General features: G+C 51.2%; 16 protein-coding genes. 10 read left to right on the top strand and 6 right to left on the bottom strand.

Annotation, left to right across the window (positions count from 1 at the left end):
* Positions 1-14: 14 nt before the first annotated feature.
* Positions 15-1,775 carry an HYR domain-containing protein gene (locus tag IPN95_00405; protein ID MBK9447881.1) on the bottom strand — a complete coding sequence of 587 codons (1,761 nt, stop codon included), beginning with the start codon at positions 1,773-1,775 and terminating at the stop codon, positions 15-17.
* Positions 1,776-1,831: 56 nt separating this feature from the next.
* On the opposite strand from IPN95_00405, the gene IPN95_00400 reads away from it, so the two are divergent.
* Positions 1,832-3,049 (top strand): ankyrin repeat domain-containing protein, encoded by a 1,218-nt coding sequence (locus tag IPN95_00400; protein MBK9447880.1) that lies wholly within the window; start codon positions 1,832-1,834, stop codon positions 3,047-3,049.
* A 57-nt stretch (positions 3,050-3,106) separates the two neighbouring features.
* On the opposite strand, the gene IPN95_00395 is transcribed toward IPN95_00400, so the two are convergent.
* Positions 3,107-4,180 carry a DUF4476 domain-containing protein gene (locus IPN95_00395; protein ID MBK9447879.1) on the bottom strand — a complete coding sequence of 358 codons (1,074 nt, stop codon included), beginning with the start codon at positions 4,178-4,180 and terminating at the stop codon, positions 3,107-3,109.
* A gap of 255 nt (positions 4,181-4,435) precedes the next feature.
* Here IPN95_00395 and IPN95_00390 point away from each other — a divergent pair, with 255 nt between their 5' ends.
* Complete coding sequence (locus IPN95_00390; protein MBK9447878.1) at positions 4,436-5,149, top strand: rhomboid family intramembrane serine protease; 714 nt, start codon at positions 4,436-4,438, stop codon at positions 5,147-5,149.
* 69 nt (positions 5,150-5,218) lie between these two features.
* On the opposite strand, the gene IPN95_00385 is transcribed toward IPN95_00390, so the two are convergent.
* Positions 5,219-6,817, bottom strand: coding sequence for a T9SS type A sorting domain-containing protein (locus IPN95_00385; protein MBK9447877.1), 1,599 nt, complete (start codon positions 6,815-6,817; stop codon positions 5,219-5,221).
* A gap of 217 nt (positions 6,818-7,034) precedes the next feature.
* On the opposite strand from IPN95_00385, the gene IPN95_00380 reads away from it, so the two are divergent.
* The 6 genes from IPN95_00380 to IPN95_00355 all read left to right on the top strand — a co-directional run bounded on the left by IPN95_00380 (position 7,035) and on the right by IPN95_00355 (position 15,251).
* Positions 7,035-7,937, top strand: a complete 903-nt coding sequence (locus IPN95_00380; GenBank protein MBK9447876.1) for a hypothetical protein — start codon at positions 7,035-7,037, stop codon at positions 7,935-7,937.
* Positions 7,938-8,671: 734 nt separating this feature from the next.
* A complete protein-coding gene (locus IPN95_00375; protein ID MBK9447875.1) occupies positions 8,672-11,032 on the top strand; it encodes a histidine kinase in 2,361 nt (786 codons plus the stop codon).
* Positions 11,033-11,082: 50 nt separating this feature from the next.
* Positions 11,083-11,553: a nucleoside deaminase gene (locus IPN95_00370; protein ID MBK9447874.1), complete on the top strand. Its 471-nt coding sequence runs from the start codon at positions 11,083-11,085 to the stop codon at positions 11,551-11,553.
* Positions 11,550-12,437: a DMT family transporter gene (locus tag IPN95_00365; GenBank protein MBK9447873.1), complete on the top strand. Its 888-nt coding sequence runs from the start codon at positions 11,550-11,552 to the stop codon at positions 12,435-12,437. Before IPN95_00370 ends, IPN95_00365 begins: the two co-directional genes overlap by 4 nt.
* 159 nt (positions 12,438-12,596) lie before the next feature.
* A complete protein-coding gene (locus IPN95_00360) occupies positions 12,597-14,510 on the top strand; it encodes a M1 family metallopeptidase (GenBank protein ID MBK9447872.1) in 1,914 nt (637 codons plus the stop codon).
* Between the two features lie 12 nt (positions 14,511-14,522).
* Complete coding sequence (locus tag IPN95_00355; GenBank protein MBK9447871.1) at positions 14,523-15,251, top strand: SDR family NAD(P)-dependent oxidoreductase; 729 nt, start codon at positions 14,523-14,525, stop codon at positions 15,249-15,251.
* A gap of 23 nt (positions 15,252-15,274) precedes the next feature.
* Here the strand turns inward: IPN95_00355 and IPN95_00350 are convergent, their stop codons facing one another.
* From IPN95_00350 to IPN95_00340, 3 genes are all read right to left on the bottom strand, one after another.
* Positions 15,275-17,242, bottom strand: coding sequence for a hypothetical protein (locus IPN95_00350; protein ID MBK9447870.1), 1,968 nt, complete (start codon positions 17,240-17,242; stop codon positions 15,275-15,277).
* A 181-nt stretch (positions 17,243-17,423) separates the two neighbouring features.
* Positions 17,424-18,098: a DUF998 domain-containing protein gene (locus tag IPN95_00345; GenBank protein MBK9447869.1), complete on the bottom strand. Its 675-nt coding sequence runs from the start codon at positions 18,096-18,098 to the stop codon at positions 17,424-17,426.
* A gap of 384 nt (positions 18,099-18,482) precedes the next feature.
* Positions 18,483-19,253 carry a segregation/condensation protein A gene (locus IPN95_00340; GenBank protein ID MBK9447868.1) on the bottom strand — a complete coding sequence of 257 codons (771 nt, stop codon included), beginning with the start codon at positions 19,251-19,253 and terminating at the stop codon, positions 18,483-18,485.
* Between the two features lie 328 nt (positions 19,254-19,581).
* Here IPN95_00340 and IPN95_00335 point away from each other — a divergent pair, with 328 nt between their 5' ends.
* Together IPN95_00335 and IPN95_00330 are read left to right on the top strand one after the other, a co-directional pair.
* Complete coding sequence (locus IPN95_00335) at positions 19,582-20,268, top strand: VTT domain-containing protein (protein MBK9447867.1); 687 nt, start codon at positions 19,582-19,584, stop codon at positions 20,266-20,268.
* A gap of 11 nt (positions 20,269-20,279) precedes the next feature.
* Complete coding sequence (locus tag IPN95_00330; protein MBK9447866.1) at positions 20,280-21,278, top strand: GSCFA domain-containing protein; 999 nt, start codon at positions 20,280-20,282, stop codon at positions 21,276-21,278.
* Positions 21,279-21,393 lie beyond the last annotated feature (115 nt).

The raw sequence follows: 21,393 nt of genomic DNA, 5'->3' as shown, positions 1-21,393 counted from the left end.
GTGCTGAGGACTGCTTATTGCAGTTTCAGCACCTTCTTCATTCCAGACATTCCCCGGGCCTTTAATTCAAAAAGGTAAGTTCCCTCTGGAAGACCCTGCAAAGAAAATGACAATGCAGTGCTGCTGGACTCAATCGGCCATTTACGCACCATTTTTCCACTCAAATCATACAGCATTGCCATTCCTGCCTCGCTGGTAGGTTGGAAAATTTGTACGTGCAAAATGTCTCTTGCCGGTATCGGATACACCGCAAACGCACCGAGAACTGCATTCTCTGTTCCCGTCAAAATCAACGGGCCACCCATGCCGCCGCAGCCTGTGGAGTCGGTGACTTGAACGGTATAGCTGCCATTGCTGCTGATCGGTGTACAAGGACCGGTTGCGCCGGGAATCGGAACGCCATTCAGGAACCATTGGTAGCTGAGAAACGTGCCTGTACAAACTTGGCTTCCAACCTGAAACAACGTAGGCTGAGGTCCGGGTTGGAAGGTAATAAAGATCGAGTCCCTTGCAGTACAACCTTGGGCCAAGGTCACATCCACCCAATACCATCCCGTGGTTGTGGCAATGGTGGAGGCGGTTGTGCTCCCATTGCTCCAAAGGTAGCCGATTCCCGAGGTCGCTGTCATTGTCACGGTGTCGCCCACACAAGGATTGGAGGTGCTCAAAGTGGTGGTACCCAAAATGCTTGGAACAGTCGCAGTTAGCGTAAAACTGCATGAGCTGGTATTGCCCGAACCGTCGGTTGCAGTCAAAGTAATCGTCGTTGACCCTGGCGCCGTGAGCAAGGTGCCTGCGGTCGGTGTTTGCGTCACTGTGTCAATGCTGCAGTTGTCGGTGACATTGGACTGCGTATAATTCGGGATTGGGCCTTGGCAGTTGGTGCCCAACTGAAGCATGGCATTGGCTGGACAAGTGACCACGGGAGGTATCAAGTCCACCAAGGTGACGCCAAACGAACAATTTGCAGACAACATCGTGCTGAACTGAGCCGTCAATGTCACCGTTGTCGTGGTTCCCAGACCACTGAGCGTAGTTCCCGCGGTGGGTGACTGCGTAATCGTTGGCTGCGGTGGTGCCAGGCAATTGTAGGAAAATCCTACGCCGCCAGCGTAGCTGGGTAGCAATGCTGTACAGGTTCCCCCAACGGCCAAAACCTGATTGGGGGGACACCAAATATTGGCTGAGCAGTAACCTTGCGAGCAGAAATCGATCTTCATGTCCGGGTTGGGATAACAACCTGCAAGAGGGTTCCCATTGCCTTCTACTCCAAACACCCGGATGGAATCGGGGATACTTGTGGTACGCCAAACGAGGTTGTAAGGCGCCGAAACGATGTTTCCGCAATTGGCGGTCGACGAAATACATCCGAACGGATTAGCAGTGCAAAGTGGATTTCCATAATACCCCGGGTCAATGTAAATCACGGTTGCTTGCGAATTGTAGGGAGGGCCCTGCGGACCCAAATTGGTTCCCGGCATGTTGCAACCGGAGAAAATGGCATTCAAAGTGGCTGGCAAATAAGAATTCACCACAATCGGTGCACAGGCTTTGTAAAACCCAAATGCGATGGTGCGTGTTGCATCATCTGCGCCATAGGTGTTTCCTGTGCGCCCGCTGCCAACATGCAGCAAGGTGCTGATCACAAATTCTTGGGTATTGTTGTCATAAGTCACACTGGTCAAGGCGAAATCAGAGAGATTGCAGGCTTTAGTGGGTTGGTAGAGGAAACAGAAAATCAGCAAGAAAACAGACACAAAACGATGTGGGTGCATATCAAATTGAAAAGTTGAATTCTGAATAGAAAGGAGGATCTTGAAAACGAAAGTTAATGAATTTGCTGAATGCAACCACCTTGCCATCCCTACAATTCCTCCAAGTGCAAAAAGCCACCGAGGCAAGATCAAGGCCAAAGAACCTTGCAGCCTTCGCTGCCGTCATGGAATCCGTATCTTTGCGCAAGGTTGTAACCCGATCGGCTTTGTCCATGCGCATGAAACATTCGCTACTCTTTTTCCTCGTTCTCCTCATGTTTGGCTCTGTCCAAGCGCAGTCTTGTGACATCTGGAAAGCCATTCGAAATGCTGAACCCGCACAGGTTCAGGTTTGTATCGATGCCAAAACCGATTTGAGCGCGCAGGATGCCAAGGGCCGCACACCCTTGCTCGCAGCCGTTGCCGCCGACGGCGGATTGGTAGTCCCGGAACGACAAAAGAAAATCGTGATCGCCTTGCTCGCAGCAGGTTCGGATGTGAATGCCGTCGACGCCAAGGGTTATTCGGCTTTGCATTATACCGCCTACCAAGGCTCGTTTGACCTTTTGACCATGTTGCTCGATGCCAAGGCCGATGTCGCGCTTGAAAATGAAGCCGGCGAAACGCCCTTGTTGCTTGCCGCCCGCGGCCCGCTCATGGACGATGGCCGACTCCAAACGATCACACGCCTCCTTGCTGCAAATGCCGACGTAAAAAAGGTCGATGCCGAAAGCCGGACGGCCCTCCATTTTCTTTGTGCACACAATGCACGCTTGGAATCTCCCGAGGATGCCGATGCGATGATCAGCCAAATTGCGCAGCTATTAGTCCAAAAAGGTGCCGACATCAAGGCACTCGATGCGGCAGGCAACAGCCCTTTTTCCAACGCGATCCAAAGCGGCCATTTGCAGACTGCCACTTGGTTGCTCGACAAAGGCGCGACGGCGCTCGCCACAACGCTGGGCAGCTATACTGCCATCCACATCGCCACCGAAAAAGGCAGCCTGCCGATGATTTCCCGCCTATTGAAAGCTGGCCTCGACATCAACCGCACCACCGGAGATAAGCGCCAAGCTGAAGGCTTTGCCTACTTTTTCCCAAAAGGCTCCACGCCTTTGGACCTCGCGCTCATCTCCGCGCACGAGGCCAAAAACGCCGACCGCCAAAAGGAATGGAAAAACCTCGCTGCCGAATTGAAGCAACGCGGCGGCATTTCACGGACATTCAATGAATATGTGAAGGGGTTTTCCGTGCTCAAAGGCGACAGCAAGCCGGGGAGTTCGAAGATCAGGTAACAAAAAAACACCCCGCCTTTTGAGGGGCGGGGCATTCTCACAAATTTCCAAGGAAGATTAACCGCGTCGGATGAATTCGTCGAGCTCGCGAATGCTGCTGCTGAAGGTGAATCCATCGTTGACAATGTAGTAGTTCTGGGGGTCGATGGTCATGCGGAAGGCAAACTTGGCAAAGTCCAATTTGGTGCTTTCGAAGGTAAAGAGGTCCATGAAGCGACGCACTTGATCGGAGCTTACCATCTTGCCACGCAATGCCTGCTTGGCCACGAGTATCTTATCGGATTCGAAGGTGCGGTTGTCGATCGCGCCGGCAATGTTGCCAAATTCGCGTTCGCAGACCAAGCTCACTTCGTGGTACCCGCTGCACATGCCACACATCGGGAGCACAGGTACGGAGTTCATTCCGCCGGAATAGGTCATGCCGTTTCCGCTTCCGCAGGCAGCACCGCCGCCAGCTTGGCCACCACCGTAGTATCCATTTTGGCCATATCCGCCACCGTTGCCACCGCATGCGCTGCTGCAAGGTCCGGCATGGTTGTGGTGTCCACCGCCGTTGCTTCCGCCATGGCCACTGGTCCAGGTACCGCCGCCGGCAAAGCCGACACTGTTGGTATAGTTGACCACCTCGGCGATGCTCGAGCTGAAGGTAAAGACATCATTCACAACATAGAAGTTCTGCTGATCGACAACCTTTACGTAGGCAGCCTTCACAAAATCAACGCGGTAGCTTTCAAAGGTAAACAGCCGCGCCATGTCGCGCACCTGGATCGAGCTCATGAAATGGCCGCGCAAGACTTGGTTGGAGACGCGCAACTTGTCGCTGTCAAAAGTTTGACGACCAACTGCCTCCATGGCCATGCGAAAGTCGGCGAGGCACATCGCAGGTGGTCCCATATTTTGGCCACTGTTGTGGTGGTAACCTCCGTGGCCGCCTCCATTGTGGCCGGTGCCGTGTCCACCTCCTTGATAACCTCCTTGCGGGCCGCCACCTTGACCGCCGGATGAACTGGAACCTTGGCCCCCGCCATGCTGTCCGGCAATGGTGACCAATTTTGAAACCGGTTTTGGTGCCTGGGCAACAGAAACAGCAGCCATCAGAATCAATGCAGAGAAGAGTACAATTTTTTTCATGACATTTAAATTTTAAGGTGAATAGAAATCGAATACCCTTCCGATTATTCAAGCCTTGTGCCACAATAGCGCAATTTTCAAGGCTGGAAAATGAATCGATTTAGGTCGAAAAAGCCGTCCGTATGTGTTTTGAAAAATGGTCAGAAAGGCACACATTCGCTGTACACATTAATGCACATGGGGCCATTTTCTGTAACCCAAGAGACATTGCGTGCCTGAAACATTCCACGGGCAAAAGTGTATTATCTTGCAGCAATGGATCACCGGGAAGATCAGAAAAGGATTTTGCAGAGCTTGGCCTATTCGGCTGTGCTGCTGGTCTTGATGTGGCTGGTGCATGGCTTGATCTACATTCTGGAAATTGACAAAAGCAGCCTCGCCAACATCCCGGGACATGTCCGGGGACTGTTGGGCGTTTTGACTTCGCCGTGGGTGCACGATGACATCGCACACTTGGTGGGAAATTCGGGGCCTTTGTTTTTCTTCTTTGCTGCGAATCTCTATTACTACCCGAGCAGTGCTTGGAAGGCAATGGTGGGAATCTGGTTGCTCACGGGCATTTGGGTGTGGATCGCAGCGCCGACGGCCGCGATCATCGGCGCAAGCGGCGTGGTCTATGGCTTGGGAGCATTCCTCTTTTTCAACGGTGTCTTCAAACGTGATCGTCGCAGCCTGATGCTTTCCTTGGTGATCGCCATCTTCTACGGAAGCATGGTGGTCGGCATTTTCCCGGGGAAGACGGGCGTTTCATGGGAATCCCATCTTTTTGGTGCCCTCGCAGGAATTGCCATGGCTTGGGGATTCCGGAAAAAGGACATTCAGCCCCGCAAACGTTATCAGTGGGAAGATGAACCCGAGCAAGAACCGCAAGACGAATCCGCCCCTTGGAACTATCGCCAAAACTGGCCCGGATCGAGCAATTATTACGTTCCCGGAGAATCCAATCCGCAGGATCCGTTTAAGGAATAGACAGATTCGCATCGGCGGAAAATGATTCATCCACCCTCGATGCCGCCTTCCAACCATTCGCAGCCGAGGTCAATCCGCCTTCAGAACCCTTTTGGTGCAGCTTGCATACGGCGTCGTGGCGCGCAGCAGGTAAGTGCCGGCCGGCAATGCATTCGTTTTGAGCTGAAAATAGTTCGCCCCGAGGGTGGCTTCAAGTTCATGGTGTTGTAGCAATTGCCCATTCATCCCCATCAAATCGACGGTGATGGGCATTGCTCCTGCCGTGGTGAGCGTGAGTTCGAGGGTTTCAGAGAAGGGGTTGCCCAGAATCTGAAGGTTGTCGGCAAATTCAGCACTGGGACTTGGGTAGATTCTGCGAATGAGCGCCCGTTCTTCGGTTGAAAGATTGGAATCGTCGAGCGTACCGCCTTCCATGTACACGTCAAGCATCGTGCTTTCCCGGAATCTGCTGTTTTCATTCGTCAACATCGCATCCGGCCCGAAAGTAAACTTGCTTCCCGGCTTCAAGTGCAAGGAAAATTTTCCCGGACCTATTTCGTCACGGTATTCACCGATCGAAAAAATGTTGTGCATCACCATTTCTGCACGTGGCTCTAAGACAATTTTGCCATTGGATCGAATTGCGAGCATTCCATGGCCCGGCCGACCGTAGACGAAATGGCTTCCTGCCGTCACCGTCAAGGCACTTCCTTTTCCAAATTGCATGCAGGCCATTTTGCCTTCCATTTTCACTTCGCCATTCGTATGCCGGTAACCGTCTCCGTTTTGAAAGACGAGGTCGATGAACGGATATGTACAAATGTTCCCGCCATTGTTGACGAGGTTCACGATATGCCGAATGGTGTCTCCCAACACCAAGCCACCTCGCATCTGCGTGTAGGGCTGGTAAATCAACGTGGAAAACGGATCAATCGTGACGTCAATCGTTTCTTGCGTGGCAACATTGGGCGAAGGAAAAACCTCCACAAAACTCTGATGGTTGGGGCCGGGATGCACCGTGTCGTTGTACATCATCATCTTGTTGCTGCAAAAGCAAGCTCCAGAAAATGGATACAAGTAGGCCGAATAATTGGTCCCATTCCACCCCGCGTCGATCCTGCGGATCTTCTCGGTATTCTGCGTCATATCCTCAATCAAGATGTTATAAGCATACAATTCCACACCCACACTTGGGCCATCGGGACTCATTTTGATGTAAGCATGCCGGATGAAGTTCCCTTGTGGAAACAGTTCGGTAGCGAAACAAAATTCAACGTACATCGAATTGCCGAAAATTGAGCCCGCCCCAGAATACCACCGAATTTCATGGCCCGTGCCAGCGCTGTCAGGAATTTCAATGCCGATTTGCACGCCGTTGCAAATTCCGTCGGGACAATTGTTGCCTTGCAGCATATTGATCATCCCATTGTTGGCGTAAATGTTGAAGCTCAATTTGTAGAGGCCATTGCTGTCCAAGGCGACCTTGTTGGAGCTGTCAAGGACACTTGAAACATAGAAGGGATAAATCGGATTGATACTCCCTTGATCGATGCTTAGCCCTGCATTCGGAAGTGCGGCGATGCCGAAACAGTGGGTATCGCGGGTTCCCCAGTAGCTGCTGTCGGTCGTTTGAAAACCCTCCCATTCAAGAAAACCGTCAAAGTTGGTGCTGTCATAGGGGCAGGTCATATTCACCGGACTTCCGAAAAAATAATTCGGGAGTTGGTTTTGGGATCTGGCAACAATAAAAAGCAGGCAAAAGCAGAAAGTGAATAGTAGAGTTTTCGTCACTTGCAGAAGATGATTGATGTACAAGCGAATACAAATCTGCGACATCGATCCCCCAATGCTAGCCGAATCAGAAGTCGATCGCCTTGGATTTTCTCAAAAACACTAACTTGACGGCATGTCCACCTTGACGACGATCGAATGGATTTTAGAGCGCCTCGATGGCCGCGTCTTGCGCACGCGCTTTGCCCCGAGTCCGACGGGGTACCTGCACATGGGCCACGTGGTGAATGCGCTCTATGTATGGGGCGTCGCGCGGGCTTGCGAGGGCGAGGTCGTTTTGAGACTGGAAAATCACGACCGCATTCGCTGCAAACCCGAATTTGAGACTGCCTTGCTTCAAGACCTGGAATGGCTGGGATTTGAACCCGACTTTGGCAAAATCGCCGAATTCAGGGCCGGAGTTTGCGATTATCGGCAAAGCGACTGTGAAAGCCACTACCAAGCGGCAGTGTTAAGCTTGCAAGAAAGAGGACTTGTCTATGCCTGTGATTGTTCCAGAAAGCAAATCCTTGCACGCACTGGACAGTCCGAGGCTGAGGAATTGCAATACGATGGATATTGTCGGGACCGTAATCTAGACGACGATACGGGAAAAACTTTAAGGGTGCGCCTTCCGGCGATAACCGTCGAATTTGACGACGCGATTCTCGGAAGGCAAGTCCAGCATCCCGCAACGCAGATTGGCGACTTTGCAATTCGTGACAATCATGGGAATTGGACCTATCAATTTGCCGTCGTAGTTGACGATCTTCGACAAGGTATAAATTTGATCATCAGAGGAATGGACATCCTCAGCTCAACTGGTAGACAAATTCTTTTGGCAGAAATGCTGGGCCAAACTTCCCACCCCATTTATTTGCATCATCCCCTTTTGGTGGATGCCAATGGCCGGAAATTGAGCAAAAGGGATTTTTCCGAGGACATTCATCAACGCTTTCTAAAAGGGGAAGACCGTTCAACTGTGCTGAAGGAGGCGATTGCGCTAGGCGGGAAGCAATTGGAATTGCTTTATTCATGAATTGTATGGAAACATTATTGAACAATCACTTACCATCCATCACCTAAAGTTTTACACGAATTATTTCGTTTGTTATTAGGTTGATTTAGCAAGCCTATTCAACGCAAAAAGCGCAACCGAGGCCGCGCTTTTCGAATTTTTGCAAACGGGGAGGTTTCCTTTGGCTAAAAACAAGTCAAGAGTGCAAGAATTAGGGTATAACAGCCACCGAAGGACCTCGGTGCATAACACATTGCCAATTGGGAATTCCCCGTTTTTCCAAGAAAAGGGCTATTCGACCTTGTCCTGTCTAATGCAAATATACACAAATCCACACAATGAAAATTAATTTTACCGTTCAGGTCGGAAAAAATACCGTTCGCGCAGACTAAATTACAGTTCGGGCTGATTTTGAACGGATTAGGAAAAAAACCTGCTATACTCGAATTGTCAGGAGAAGCCTGGCAACAAGAGCAAGGATTAGGGGAATCTCCGCATGCGGATTGAGGCCCCTAATTTTTTTTGAGCAGAATTTTCAGAATTAGCTGGAATCACGATTGGGTTGAATTCTGAATGGGTGTCCAAGGTTCGTGGTTTGCTGTGATCGCCACATCAACAAAGCGGTCAAAATCCTCAGCGAATACCGTCTCCATGCAAAGCAGCCACCCTTCACCAAATCCCTTCTTTCTTGTTAACTTCACGGCTTAAAGACGATTTTGAGCCGCAGCGCATTTTCATATCGGCAGCTTCCAGTTTTGGGACTTGCAATCGCCATTCTTGCCTTGGCGGCGTTTGGCTTTTTCAACCGTGTAGATTGGGCAAGTCTTGGCGAAATCGAATCCTCGGAACAACTGAACTTTGGTGGAAATGACTGGGTAACGTGGCAGGACGCAGAAGAAGGCGTTGTTGCGACCAAGATTCATCCTCTGATCAAGAGCAATCCGCTGCTGTATGATCAATTTTTCAGGGAGGGCGACATCCTGCGCCGCATAGAGTACCAAGATGTGTACCGCGCAGAGATGGTGGAGGAAATCGCCCGACACACACCACCCGGAACCGTTGTTCTCTACTGGGTTGAGCGGCCGGGTTCCGTGCAGCCCGGAGGTGGGTGGAAAAGCCTCCTCATCGAAACATCATTCCGGCCACGCTTCACATTTGTTGAAACTCCAGCCCTATGGTCCCTCTCCCCGTGGATGCTGTTCAGCGGGATCCTCATCTCATTGATTTCGATTCTGATCATTCTGCCGATCATTCGGCGTGCGTTACGTGAAAGTTGGCCCATATTTTTTGTGGTCGTGATGTCGTTTTTGGTGTTTCTCACGATGGGATTTCACCACCTTAACTTATTGGTTAACAACACCTATAACCAACCTGACTTAGAGCAAATATTTACATTCGCCATTTCGATTCTCATTTTTCTTTACGCCATTGCAACTTTGTATGCACGCCTCGGCAACCAAATGCGCTGGTTTATCCTCTTGCCTTTGGGCCTGGCAACTTACAGCGCCTTTGCGATTTGGAATCTCCTCTGGAAAAGCTCCTTCGTTCATTTTGCGGTTCCAACAGAACAGTTTGTGCTGCTTTTTTTCCTTTCAATGGTCTTGCTCATGCTGCTCTTGGCCATCTTTCAGATGTGGACCAAGCGTAGCCGCCTTGACAAACTTTTCCATGTCCTTGCATTGCTTTACACAGGCATATTGACCATCCTGTACCTGGGGAATCTTTGGCAAATTGGGTGGCTTCCACACACAACAGAATTCACGAATTTCCTTTCCTATGGCGCTATTTTCATCCCCCTCATCAACGCCTCAGCCGCACAATTGAAGTTCGGAAGAGTGAGCCTTGTACTTACAGGAACACTTCAATACGTCGTACTTTCTGTACTTGTACTTTTACTTTATTTCCTGCTGCATTTATCCTTGGATTCCTTTGGTTTACAGATTAAATATCAGTCCTACCTTGAACTCGCTTTGGTCATCGTGGTAGTCTTGATTTTGCGTGCAGGATACAAAAACTACGAACCACGTATTCGGCGATATTTTGTTTTGGCGCAGCAAAGTCGGAGAGACAAACTTGACCGCTTCATTTCAAGTATATCCCAATATCCCAGCTCCCAGAAACTTCTGGAAGATCTGGTCACCGAGCTTAAGGATTATTTTGGAACCACCGTTGCTGGCATTCGAATAAAGGGCGACCCCGATGCAGGGTCAGCTATTGATTTACAAGAAGCTGAATTCGAACAGGTCTACCATTACTTAAAGTCAAATGCCGGATTTTGGGCGCGTAACCGACAAATTGCCCAACAGCAATACCCTTCAGAAATCGAGGCATTGCTCCGGCCGCTCCCCTTCTCACTCATCTATCCGATCACGGTAAACGAGAAGATATTCGGGATGATTTTGATCGGAAGAAAGCGACGTGGGGTTTTCAACCTGGATGATCAGGAGCTGCTGCAACGGATCGTGCAGCAAACGCGGCTTACTCTCGGTGTTTTGCATTTGCTGGAACGGGAGAAGTTGCTGATGCAAAAAAATTACGAGGCAAATTTGACGGCATTACGTTCGCAGATCAATCCACACTTTCTTTTTAATACACTCAACACGATTTCCGCACTCATCCATGACGATCCTGACGACGCCGAAGTCGCAGTCGAAAAGTTGGCCTTCATTTTCCGGTACACACTCAAAAACAGTGATAAAGCTACGGTTACGCTGAAAGACGAGCTCAGTTTGGTGCGCACCTACCTCGACATCGAAAAAATCCGATTCGGAGAGCGCTTGCAATTGCACTTGGACATCGACGAAAACCTGCTCGAAGTGAGCCTGCCGGCCTTTGTGATCCAAACGGTCGTCGAAAATTGCATCAAACACGGCATCGCAAAAATCATCGGCAAGGGCATGGTTTCGATCAAAGTCAAACCCCGCGGCGAACTCGTCTGTTGCGAAATCGAGGACAATGGGCCTGGAATCGACCACAAGCGCATTTTTGCAAGCACGGGTCTGAGCAATACGCATACAAGGATGTCGCAGATTTATGGCCGGGACGACCTGCTCGTTTTTGAAAACACCGGCAACGGAACGAAAGTAACTGTCTTGTTGCCCAAAGCCTTGCCCTGAAAAGCAAGCCGGGAACGGGCAATTCCCCGAAATTTGCTCAACTTTGCCGCATGTCTTCCAGTCTGTTGAGTATCCATTCCGACGAGCATTTTATGCATCAGGCCCTTTTAGAGGCCGAACTGGCATTTGCAGATGATGAGGTGCCGATTGGTGCGGTTGTCGTTTGCAACAACCGCATTATCGGTCGGGGCCATAATCAGGTTGAAAGGCTTCACGATGCAACGGCGCATGCGGAAATGCTTGCAATTACCGCAGCAAGCGACTTTTTGGGCAGCAAATACCTTGAAGGATGTACTTTGTATGTGACCATTGAGCCTTGCCCGATGTGTGCAGGCGCTTTGCGATGGGTACAACTTGAAAAGGTGGTTTACGGTGCTGGCGAATCAAAATTTGGCTACACGCGCTTCGGCCCTGAAATGCTCCATCCCAAAACGGAGGTCGTTCACGGGATCCTCGAAAACGAATGCCGGCAATTGATGCGAACCTTTTTCCAGAAAAAGCGGGGACAAGACCCACAATGACAGCCAACACCACACGTCCGGCACTTGCCTGGGGCCTGCTGCTCATCCTTTCGCTCATTTGGGGAAGCTCGTTCATCCTGATGCTGTTTGGATTGAAGGTCTTTCCGCCGCTGCAATTGGCCTTGATCAGGATGGCGGTCGCTGCAGTTTGTTTGAGTCCTTTGGTTTTTCTTTATATCCGCAAAGTCAGTTGGCGCGATGTCGGCATTCTGTTCGCGATCGGCATGGCCGGCAATGCGGTTCCGGCCTATTTGTTTGCTGAAGCGGAGACGCAATTGCCAAGTGCCATTGTGGGTGTGTTGAATTCGATGTCGCCCATCTTTACACTCCTCCTCGGATGGATGTTTTTCAAGTTGCGGTTTCCGCTTGTGAATGGCGCAGGGGTTTTGTTGGGATTTGTTGGTGCCACGATTCTGGCCCTTTCCGGTGGCGTCGATGCCCAACAAACAACGAAGCTCAGCTACACGCTCCTGGTGGTTGGTGCGACTGTCTGCTATGGCATTAGCACCAACTTGATCAAGTATTACTTTACCGGCAGGAATCCCATCATGATTGCGACGATGGCCTTGTCGCTGGTGGGATGGCCATCACTGATTTACCTTCTTGCCTTCACGGATTTCAGTCAAAGATTTGAAACGCAGCCGGGTGCAATGGAAGCCTTTGGGTACATTGCCATCTTGGGTGCGGTGGGAACGGCATTTGGCGTGGCGCTCTTCAACAAACTGCTGCAAATCAGCTCCATCATCTTTGCGACATCCGTTACTTATACCATTCCGCTGGTGGCCCTGCTTTGGGGGGTGTTCCTGAAGGAGGAACTGACACCTTGGCATGCTGTCGGATTTGCTGTGATCTTGCTCGGAGTTTGGCTGGCGAATCGGAAATAACGGCATGTCATCTGAGAAATTTGCGCTCCTCAAAGCCCGAATTGGTTGTTGCACCAAGCTTCTCGCTTCGCTACAGATTCGACAGGATTGTGAAAAGGCAGAAAAACGGGCAATGAATTTCATTATCTTTGACTCCCTAGTTCAACTTCAATGACACGAATGTTTTTGAATTCCTTCTCTGCCTCCAAATTGCTTGCATTTGGATTACTTGTCTTGCTGTCAACCGTAACCGCCTGCGACAAAGACAAAGTGGACAAAGGCAATTCTGACGGTTCGAATCCCAATAATATGAATCAATTCAGCGCTCAAGATCCTCACAGCTACGCCAAGCCTGCCGATGCTGTTGCCAAACACCTCGAACTCGACATCAATGTCGACTTTGAAACCAAACGCATCAAGGGCAGTGCCACTTATACCATTGAAAACAAAACGGGTGGAAACGTCATCGTCTTCGACACCCGCAACCTGGAAATCCTGGATGTGACGACACCCGAGGGCGACTCGCTGGGCTTCACCCTTGGCGAAGCAGATCCGATTTTGGGTCAAGCCCTGGAGGTCGAACTCAAGCCGGAGACACAAAAGGTCAAAATCAAATATGCCACCACCGATGGTGCGGCGGCATTGCAATGGCTGAGTCCACAACAAACCGAAGGCAAACAACAGCCCTTTCTCTTCACACAAAGTCAAGCGATTTTGGCACGGACATGGATTCCTTGCCAAGACGGTCCAGGCATGCGCTTTACCTACAATGCCAAAGTCAAGGTTCCGAGCAACCTGATGGCTGTGATGAGCGCCACCAATCCCACGGAGCGCACGGAAGACGGAGTTTACCGCTTCGAAATGGCGCAGCCGATTCCGGCGTATCTGATGGCCTTGGCGGTCGGCGACCTGCGGTTCAAGACGATCGGTGCGCGCACCGGAGTCTATGCCGAACCCACGATGATCGACCGTGCCGTGAACGAATTCGTGGACATGGAAAAGATGTTGGTCGCTGCCGAAGAACTTTATGGCGCCTACAGCTGGGAGCGCTACGATGTGATCGTTTTGCCACCAAGTTTCCCATTCGGTGGCATGGAGAATCCCCGCTTGACCTTTGCCACCCCGACCATTATCGCCGGAGACCGCAGCCTCACAGCCTTGATCGCCCACGAACTCGCACATAGCTGGTCGGGCAACTTGGTCACTAACGCGACGTGGAATGATTTCTGGCTCAACGAAGGCTTCACGGTCTATTTTGAGTCACGCATCATGGAAAAACTCTACGGCAAAAGCTACAGCGACATGCTCATCGTCTTGGGCTATGAGGGTTTGCTCGAAACGATTCAGGATTTGGGCTCTGACAATCCTGACACCAAGTTGAAGTTGCGCCTGAACGGCCGCGACCCTGACGACGGCATGAACGACATTGCCTACGAAAAAGGCTTTTCCTTGCTGCGCACGATCGAGATGGCCGTCGGTCGTGAGCGCTGGGATGCGTTTTTGAAGCAATATTTCAAAAGCCACGCCTTTGGCACCATGACGACGGAAGCCTTTGTCGAAGAGCTCAAGCGTGATCTGATCAAAGGCGACGAACAAATCGCAGCAAAGATTCGCCTCGAACGCTGGATCTACGAAGCTGGCCTTCCATCCACCTATCCTGCACCGACCAGCGAACGTTTTGACGCTGTGGATGCGCAACTTGAACTTTACAAATCAGGTACGGCTCCCACAAGCCTCGTTGGCACAAAGGAATGGACCACGCATGAGTGGTTGCGCTTCATCCACGGCTTGCCCGATGACATCAGCCTCGACAAGATGGCTGCTTTGGACAAGGCATTCGGATTCACAGCCTCTCACAACGCCGAAATCTTGGGGGCTTGGTTTGAGCCCGTCATTCGCAGGAAGTACACCGCGGGCTATGCAGCCTTGGAAAATTTCCTCGTCCATGTGGGCCGTCGCAAGTTTGTGAAGCCTTTGTTCAAAGCGATGACCGAATCGGAAGAAGGCAAGGTCATGGCGAAGAAAATCTACGCCAAGGCGCGACCCAATTACCATTCGGTGACGCAAAGCACGATCGATGACATGTTGAAATAGACATTTTCCTGCATGGGACAACCTACAACGGTTCTCATTCTCGGCGCCAACTCCGATGTGGCCAAGGAAATGCTGCGGATTTACGTGCAGCGGGGAGACTTTGTGATTGCTGCCTCTCGCAATACCACGGAATTGCAGGCATTCGCCGCTCAAAATAAATTGCCGCAGGCCAACGTCGACATCCGCTTCTGGGATGCCGTAGACTTTGCGAGCCACCGGGCCTTTTACGAAGGCTTGCCTGCGAAACCTCAAATTGTGGTCTATGCAGCCGGATTCCAAGTGCACCAAGACCAAGCCATGGTCGATTGGCAAGGCACCTATCAAATGATGAACGTGCATTATGCAGGGGCGGTTTCCATGCTGAACTTGGTGGTGATGGACCCCAAGAATGACCGTTTGGAACAAATCATCGGCTTGTCATCCCTGTCGGGCGTGCGCGGGCGAAAAAGCAATTTCGTTTATGGCAGCACCAAGGCCGCCTTTTCGACGTACCTCGCCGGACTCCGGCAACATCTCGCGCCGCGCAAGGTCAAGGTCAATGCCATCGTCGCGGGCTATATCCGCAGCAAAATGACCGCAGGACTGAATTTGCCGGAATCCTTAATCTTGGAGCCAGCTTTTGTCGCAAGCGCTGCTGTCAAGGCAGGGAGCAAACGTACTGTGGTGCCCGGGTGGAAATGGAAAATCATTTACCGCATCCTCAAATGGTTGCCAGAGGCATTGGTCTCGAAATTGCCTTGATTTACTTTTCTTCGAAGGTCGGCTCAATCCACCTGCAGCGGAAGAGATTGCCCGAGTTGGTCAGATTGCAGCCAATACAATCCGCGCGCCACCCCCTGCAAATCCAACAGATACGACACTGCCTCTGCCGCGTCGAATGCGCGCACAACTTGGCCAACACTGTTGATCAAATTCAATTTGCCAAGAGGAGCATCCGCCCAAATGGTCACGCTACCTTGCGCCGGATTCGGGAAAAGGCCCATTCCCGCGTTCGTTTCAGGCACAACCGCATCCACCACTTCGGAATAAGATTCGCCTCCATTAAAATCAAGCAATCGCAAGCGGTACCAATATTGTCTGCCGGGTATCACGCCACGATCCGAATAAGTAAATGCCAATCCGTCGTTAACAGAACCCAAATGCTCAAAAATCAACCCATCTGTACTGCGTTGAACGTCGTAACGTTGAACGCCAACCGCGGCTGATTGAAACCAACTCAATTCAACCTGCCGAGGCATCGGCGATGCTGTCAATTCCAGCTCCGAAACTGGCAAAGGCAACGGCGATTGACCAAACTTCAGCAACCAAGAATCATTGTCATCGGAAGTCATGAAAAATGTTGTGGCCCGCGGCTCGAAATCGGTCGTGCCATAGTGGTACCCACCACCGTACACGTTGGTGTTGGGATCAACCGCCAATCCATCCAAGAAATTGTATTGGGCACTTTCCAGAATCGCCACCCAGACAAAGTTGCCCGACGGATCAAGTTTCAAGAAATATGTGACTTGGTTGGGGCTGCTGCGCGAAACAACCCCGGCTCCCGGATCAAAATCCGCTGTACCCATGAAGTCGCCAGCCACATAAACATTGCCAGATGCATCTGTTGTCACTGACCGGTTGTAGATGATATTGTTGCAGGTGATTCTCCGCACCCACTGAAGCGCCAAGGAGGAATTCAATTTTTGAATAAACCCATGTGTCTGCCCGCCTGTAGAAAAATTCGTTGTCCCCGCACCCGGGTCAAAATCCACCGTTCCCTCAAAAGATCCACCCGAATAGACGTTTCCTGCTGCATCCAAGGCCGATTGACCCCATACACTTGCACCGGCTCCACCCACGCGTGCCACAGATGTAAAATTGCCGGCCGAATTCATTTTCTGAATGAAAAAGTCCTCCATTCCGAGCAGATTCACGTTCACAGTTGGTCCGCCGGGATCAAAATCGACGGTGCTGCTGAAAAACGAACCCGACGTGTACAAATTCCCTGCGGCGTCGATGTTCACCGACTCAGGCGACTCGTAATCCCCGCCTCCGAACTTTTTTGCAAACACAAAATTTCCGGCGGCATCCAGCTTCTGGACAAAAACATCCTCCAAGCCATTAGGAGACAAGTTGTTTGTCCCTCCTCCAGGATTAAAATCCATGGGTCCGTCAAAGTTGCCGACCGTGATGAGCCCACCGGCCGCATCCGTTTTGATCATATACGGTGTGCAGAACAGACCTGCAGCACCGACACGTTTGGACCATTGGTAGATTCCCGCCGAATTGAGCTTCACCCAGCACATGTCTTGAAAACCAACACTGCTGAGGCTTGCAACACCCACGCCGGGATCAAAATCGGTGGTTCCCGAAAACGCACCGGCCAGAAGCACATTTCCTGCTGCATCCAAAGCGACCGACTCAATCCAAGTCAAATCATTTCCTGGAAAAACCCTTGCCCAAATGAAATTGCCGTTGGTATCCAGTTTCTGAATGAAACCATGCCAGATTCCATTCGGGGAGTTTGACAAGGCAACGCCCGCACCGGGGTCAAAGTCCACTGTTCCCACAAATCCGCCGACCGCATAGACAAACCCCGCAGGGTCGATCACCACTTCATTCACTTCGGAAACCCCGGTCGTGCTAGAGATGGTGTTGGCCCAATCGAGCCCCGGCGTTTGGGCGTGCACAACCATGGCCATCAGCGGAACCGACAGCACGCCAAGCAACCAAACCAACGCATTTCGAGCCATGGAAATCCAATATGTTTTTCAAGCAATAACAATTTAGTGGGTTTTTTTATCACATCCAATCGACTGACATACAATGTGATAAAAATACAGTCCGCGCGTGGCAGTGCTACGGGTACAGCTGTCTGCGGATTGCAACACCAATTGGCAGATTTTGCCTTTCCAGCGATGCGAAAAGGGAAATTCAAACCTTGGATCCCTTGATTTTTCCGAGCAAGATCAACACCGCCACGGTCAAAATCCAAAGCAAAATCGAATAAAAGCAGGCCCATTCCAAAATCGGTTGGATCCAAACTTGCGGCCGAATGAATGTTTTGGGGCTTGCAATCCAGGTGCGCAAAAGGTCACTTGGCGAAATCACAAATGCGGCAAAGGCGAGCGCAGTCAGGAAGCCAAGTGCTGCGGTCCACTTCGGAAGAACAGGTTGCTTGGCAAACAAGGTGAATGCCGTATTGAGAAAAACGAGCACCAAGGCACTGTGGAAGAAGATCATCGCCACCAAGAGGTGTGGGCGCAATTGATCTTCAGGAAAAAATCCCACCAAAAAGCACGATACGCCCGTCACCAAGCCGAGCAGGCTGTTGACGATTCTTTTCCAACCCGAGAAAAACTGCGCAAAGCCCAGCCCGAAGACCACAAGCAGGCTGCTGCTACCCATCAAACCGAAATTGAAAACCACCTGTAATTCGGAATACCGCCGGTCACCCAGCTCTGAAATGAAGTGATTCGCCGTCGAATACGCCTCATTGTACATCCCGACATAAGGCACCATCGTGATCCAGACGCAAGCCAGCATGCAGAGGCAACCCACGATTCCGCAGATGGCACTGATCTTTTCGAATGAATATGCTTTGGTCATGCTGCAAACTTAGGCTACTCCCTCAGGATTCCGAAACAAAAAGCGCCTCCATCGAAATGGATTGCTGCACCAACCCGAGGCTATGCTCGTTTTGATGCAAGCCAAAGGCGGTGATCATCGTAAGCGAAATTTGCTTGCGTGTGCCCTACCTACAAATTCTTGCATGATCAATTCAATATATCTGCGGAATCCAATCAAAAATAATGTTGATTCCGCCAAATATATCCGTCCAATCTCAACGGAATCGCTTGTTTGAGTGCAGCGATGCCATCCATACCCTAGCGAAAGCCTTGCCCGGCATTTGTCGGCATCATGGAATCAATGAAAGCCTGTGCTTCAGTGTGAGTTGGAGAGTGCGTGAGGAAGATCGTCGCCTGCGGCGATTCAAGCAGCCTGCTGCGTTTCCGGACGGCAAATCCAGAAATTGTTGTAGCCTTGGCCGACCACCAAAGAAATCTGCCCGATTTGGGCCATTTCAAGGATGCTCAGGAATGTGAAGACGCAATAGATTTTATCCGGTTGTTCCAGGATGAAGCTCACGAAATCGATCTTCTCCTTTTCGGCGATCATCGAGAGGATGCGCCCTTTGACTTGCTCGACGGTGTAGGGGTAGGCGCGGATCACGTGGGTCGGGCGCGCCAAACGCTCCTCGTGGCGTGCAACCACGCGCTTGTACGCACGCATGATCGTGTAGAGGTCGATATGGTTCAGCTCTTCTTCAGCGCTGTCGGCATCGATGAACAGTTTCTCTTCTTTCTTGGCAAATTCCCGCTTGTACATCATTGCGCCGTCTTCCTCCATTTTGTGGAGCGCATCCTGCACGCTTTTGTAGCGTTTGTATTCGAGGAGACGGTCCACCAATTCACGACGGGGGTCCTCGACCTCACCTTGCTCGTTGATGACGGGGCGTGGCAGCAACATGCGCGACTTGATGCGCATCAGGGTTCCAGCCACCAAGATGAATTCGGAGGCGACATCCATGTTCAGGACGTCCATCTGATGCATGTAGTCGAGGAAATCACGGGTGATGCGGCTGATCGGAATGTCATGGACATCCAATTCGTCGCGCTCGATGAAAAACAGCAACAGGTCAAAAGGCCCCTCAAAAATGGGCAATTCGATGCGATATGTATCTTGAAGGGCGACAGCTCCCATGATGATTCCGTATTCTGATGCAAACATCCCCTTGCTTATCCACATCCGTCTTGCCGACTTATTCACATTCATAATTATGTGGGGGATTGATGTGTTTGCTTATGAAAAACTTGTTTCACATGTGAGTCGCGTGGTTTCTTACATGTCGAGAAAAATGGCGCGGATTCCTCTGAACGCGCCGTTTGTCAACCCTTACTCTGCGTTTTGGGTGGGTTGACAAACAGCCTTGCGAGCGTTTGACAAACCGGTTTGCCTGCTGCCTTTGGCCGGCTTGGCAAACGGCTTCCAATTCCTATCTTTGCCGCCGTCTTATCTAATGACTTTTTTTATGGAGTGCGTCAAAAATCCTATTGACTTCATCTTGCACATTAACGACAACCTTGATTGTCTGGTGAACACCTATAATATATGGATCTACGCCATCCTTTTCTTGGTCATTTTTGTGGAGACGGGACTTGTCGTCATGCCGTTTCTGCCGGGAGATTCGCTCCTGTTTGCAGCCGGTGCGATATGTGCCCGCACAGCTGGACAACCCGATGCGCCGATGAACATCTGGGTTTTGATTTTACTGCTGTTCATTGCGGCGGTTTTGGGCGATAACAGCAACTATGCCATCGGCCGGTTTTTCGGTGGACGGGCGGTTAAGCTGAGGCTGGGAAAATGGCAGGTCGTCAAGCCGGCCTACATCGACAAAACGCAAGCTTTCTTTGACAAATACGGCACGAAAGCCATCATCATGGCGCGGTTTGTACCCATCGTGCGCACCTTCACGCCGTTTGTGGCGGGTGTGGCCAAGATGGACTACAAACGCAAGTTTCTCCCTTTTGACGTGCTCGGCGGATTTCTTTGGATCTCTTCGATGTCGTTGGCGGGTTTTGCCTTGGGGACCAATCCATGGGTGAAGGAGCACTTCGAATCCGTCGTGATCGCGATCATCCTGATTTCGGTGTTGCCCATGGTGATCGGCTATTTCAGCAGCCGTCGCGCAAATGCCAAGGCCAAAGCCGCGAAATAATCCATTCCGGCATGGAGTTCCGCACGGAAATATTCCCAAAGGCGGCGGCTGAGCCGCTGCATCATGGTTCCTCCATTGTCTCGGTCGGCTCCTGCTTTGCAGAACGCATGGGTGACCGCTTGCGGCATTACAAATTCCGGTTGCTGCAAAATCCATTCGGCATCATTTTCCATCCCCTCCCGCTGATTGCGCCGTTGGAGGTTGCCTTGTCGGGCAAGGATGCCTATTCCTCAGAGCTCTTCCAACACGAGGGAAAATGGCGCAGCCTCGCTTTTCATTCGCAGTTGAGCCACCAAGACAAACGTTTTTTGCAGGATCAGATCCATGCAGCCTTGCAAGTCACAGGCATGGCTTTGCGCAAGGCGGATGTGCTGATCCTCACGTTGGGTTCGGCCATCGGTTTTGAAGATGTGGAATCGGGCCGGATTGTTGCCAATTGCCACAAGCTGCCGCAGCAGCGTTTTACAAGTCGCTTGAGCCGTGTCGGAGAACTCCGGCTGGCATTCGAAGGGTTTCTGAATCAACTTTTTGCAGCGAATCCCAAAGTGCAAGTGCTGCTCACCGTGAGTCCGGTGCGGCATCTACGTTCAGGATTGGTCGAAAATGGCGGCAGCAAGGCGGTTTTGCGGGCACTCTGCGACGAACTTTGCGCCGACTTTGAGCGGGTGAGTTATTTCCCTGCCTTCGAATTGTTGATGGACGACCTCCGCGACTACCGCTTTTACGGGCGCGACCTCTCGCATCCCAACGAGATGGCCGAAGACTACGTCTGGGAAAAGTTTGCCACATCTTGGCTCAGTGACAAGGCCCGCGCGGTCAATGCCGAATTGGACGGTGTCTACCGCGACTTGGCCCATCGGCCTTTCGAACCCAACAGCGAAGCACATCTCGGCTTTCTCAAGAAACTACATGGTCGCATCGACGCTTTGCGCGGTTTGGTAGATCTCGATTTGGAACTCCGCGAGGTGGAAGAACGAATGGGAGACAATACCCATCCCTTCGATTTTTAGGGTCTTTGGCGCTCACACCGTGTACTGGGTAGTGACAATGACGCCTGCCAAGCTATTGGATTGAGGGTTTCAGCGTCATTGGCGCCCACACCTTGTTCTGGGTAGCGCCAACGAC

The organism is Bacteroidota bacterium (assembly GCA_016718825.1).
GTDB lineage: Bacteria > Bacteroidota > Bacteroidia > J057 > JADKCL01 > JADKCL01.
This window is presented reverse-complemented; position numbering and strand designations above follow the sequence as displayed.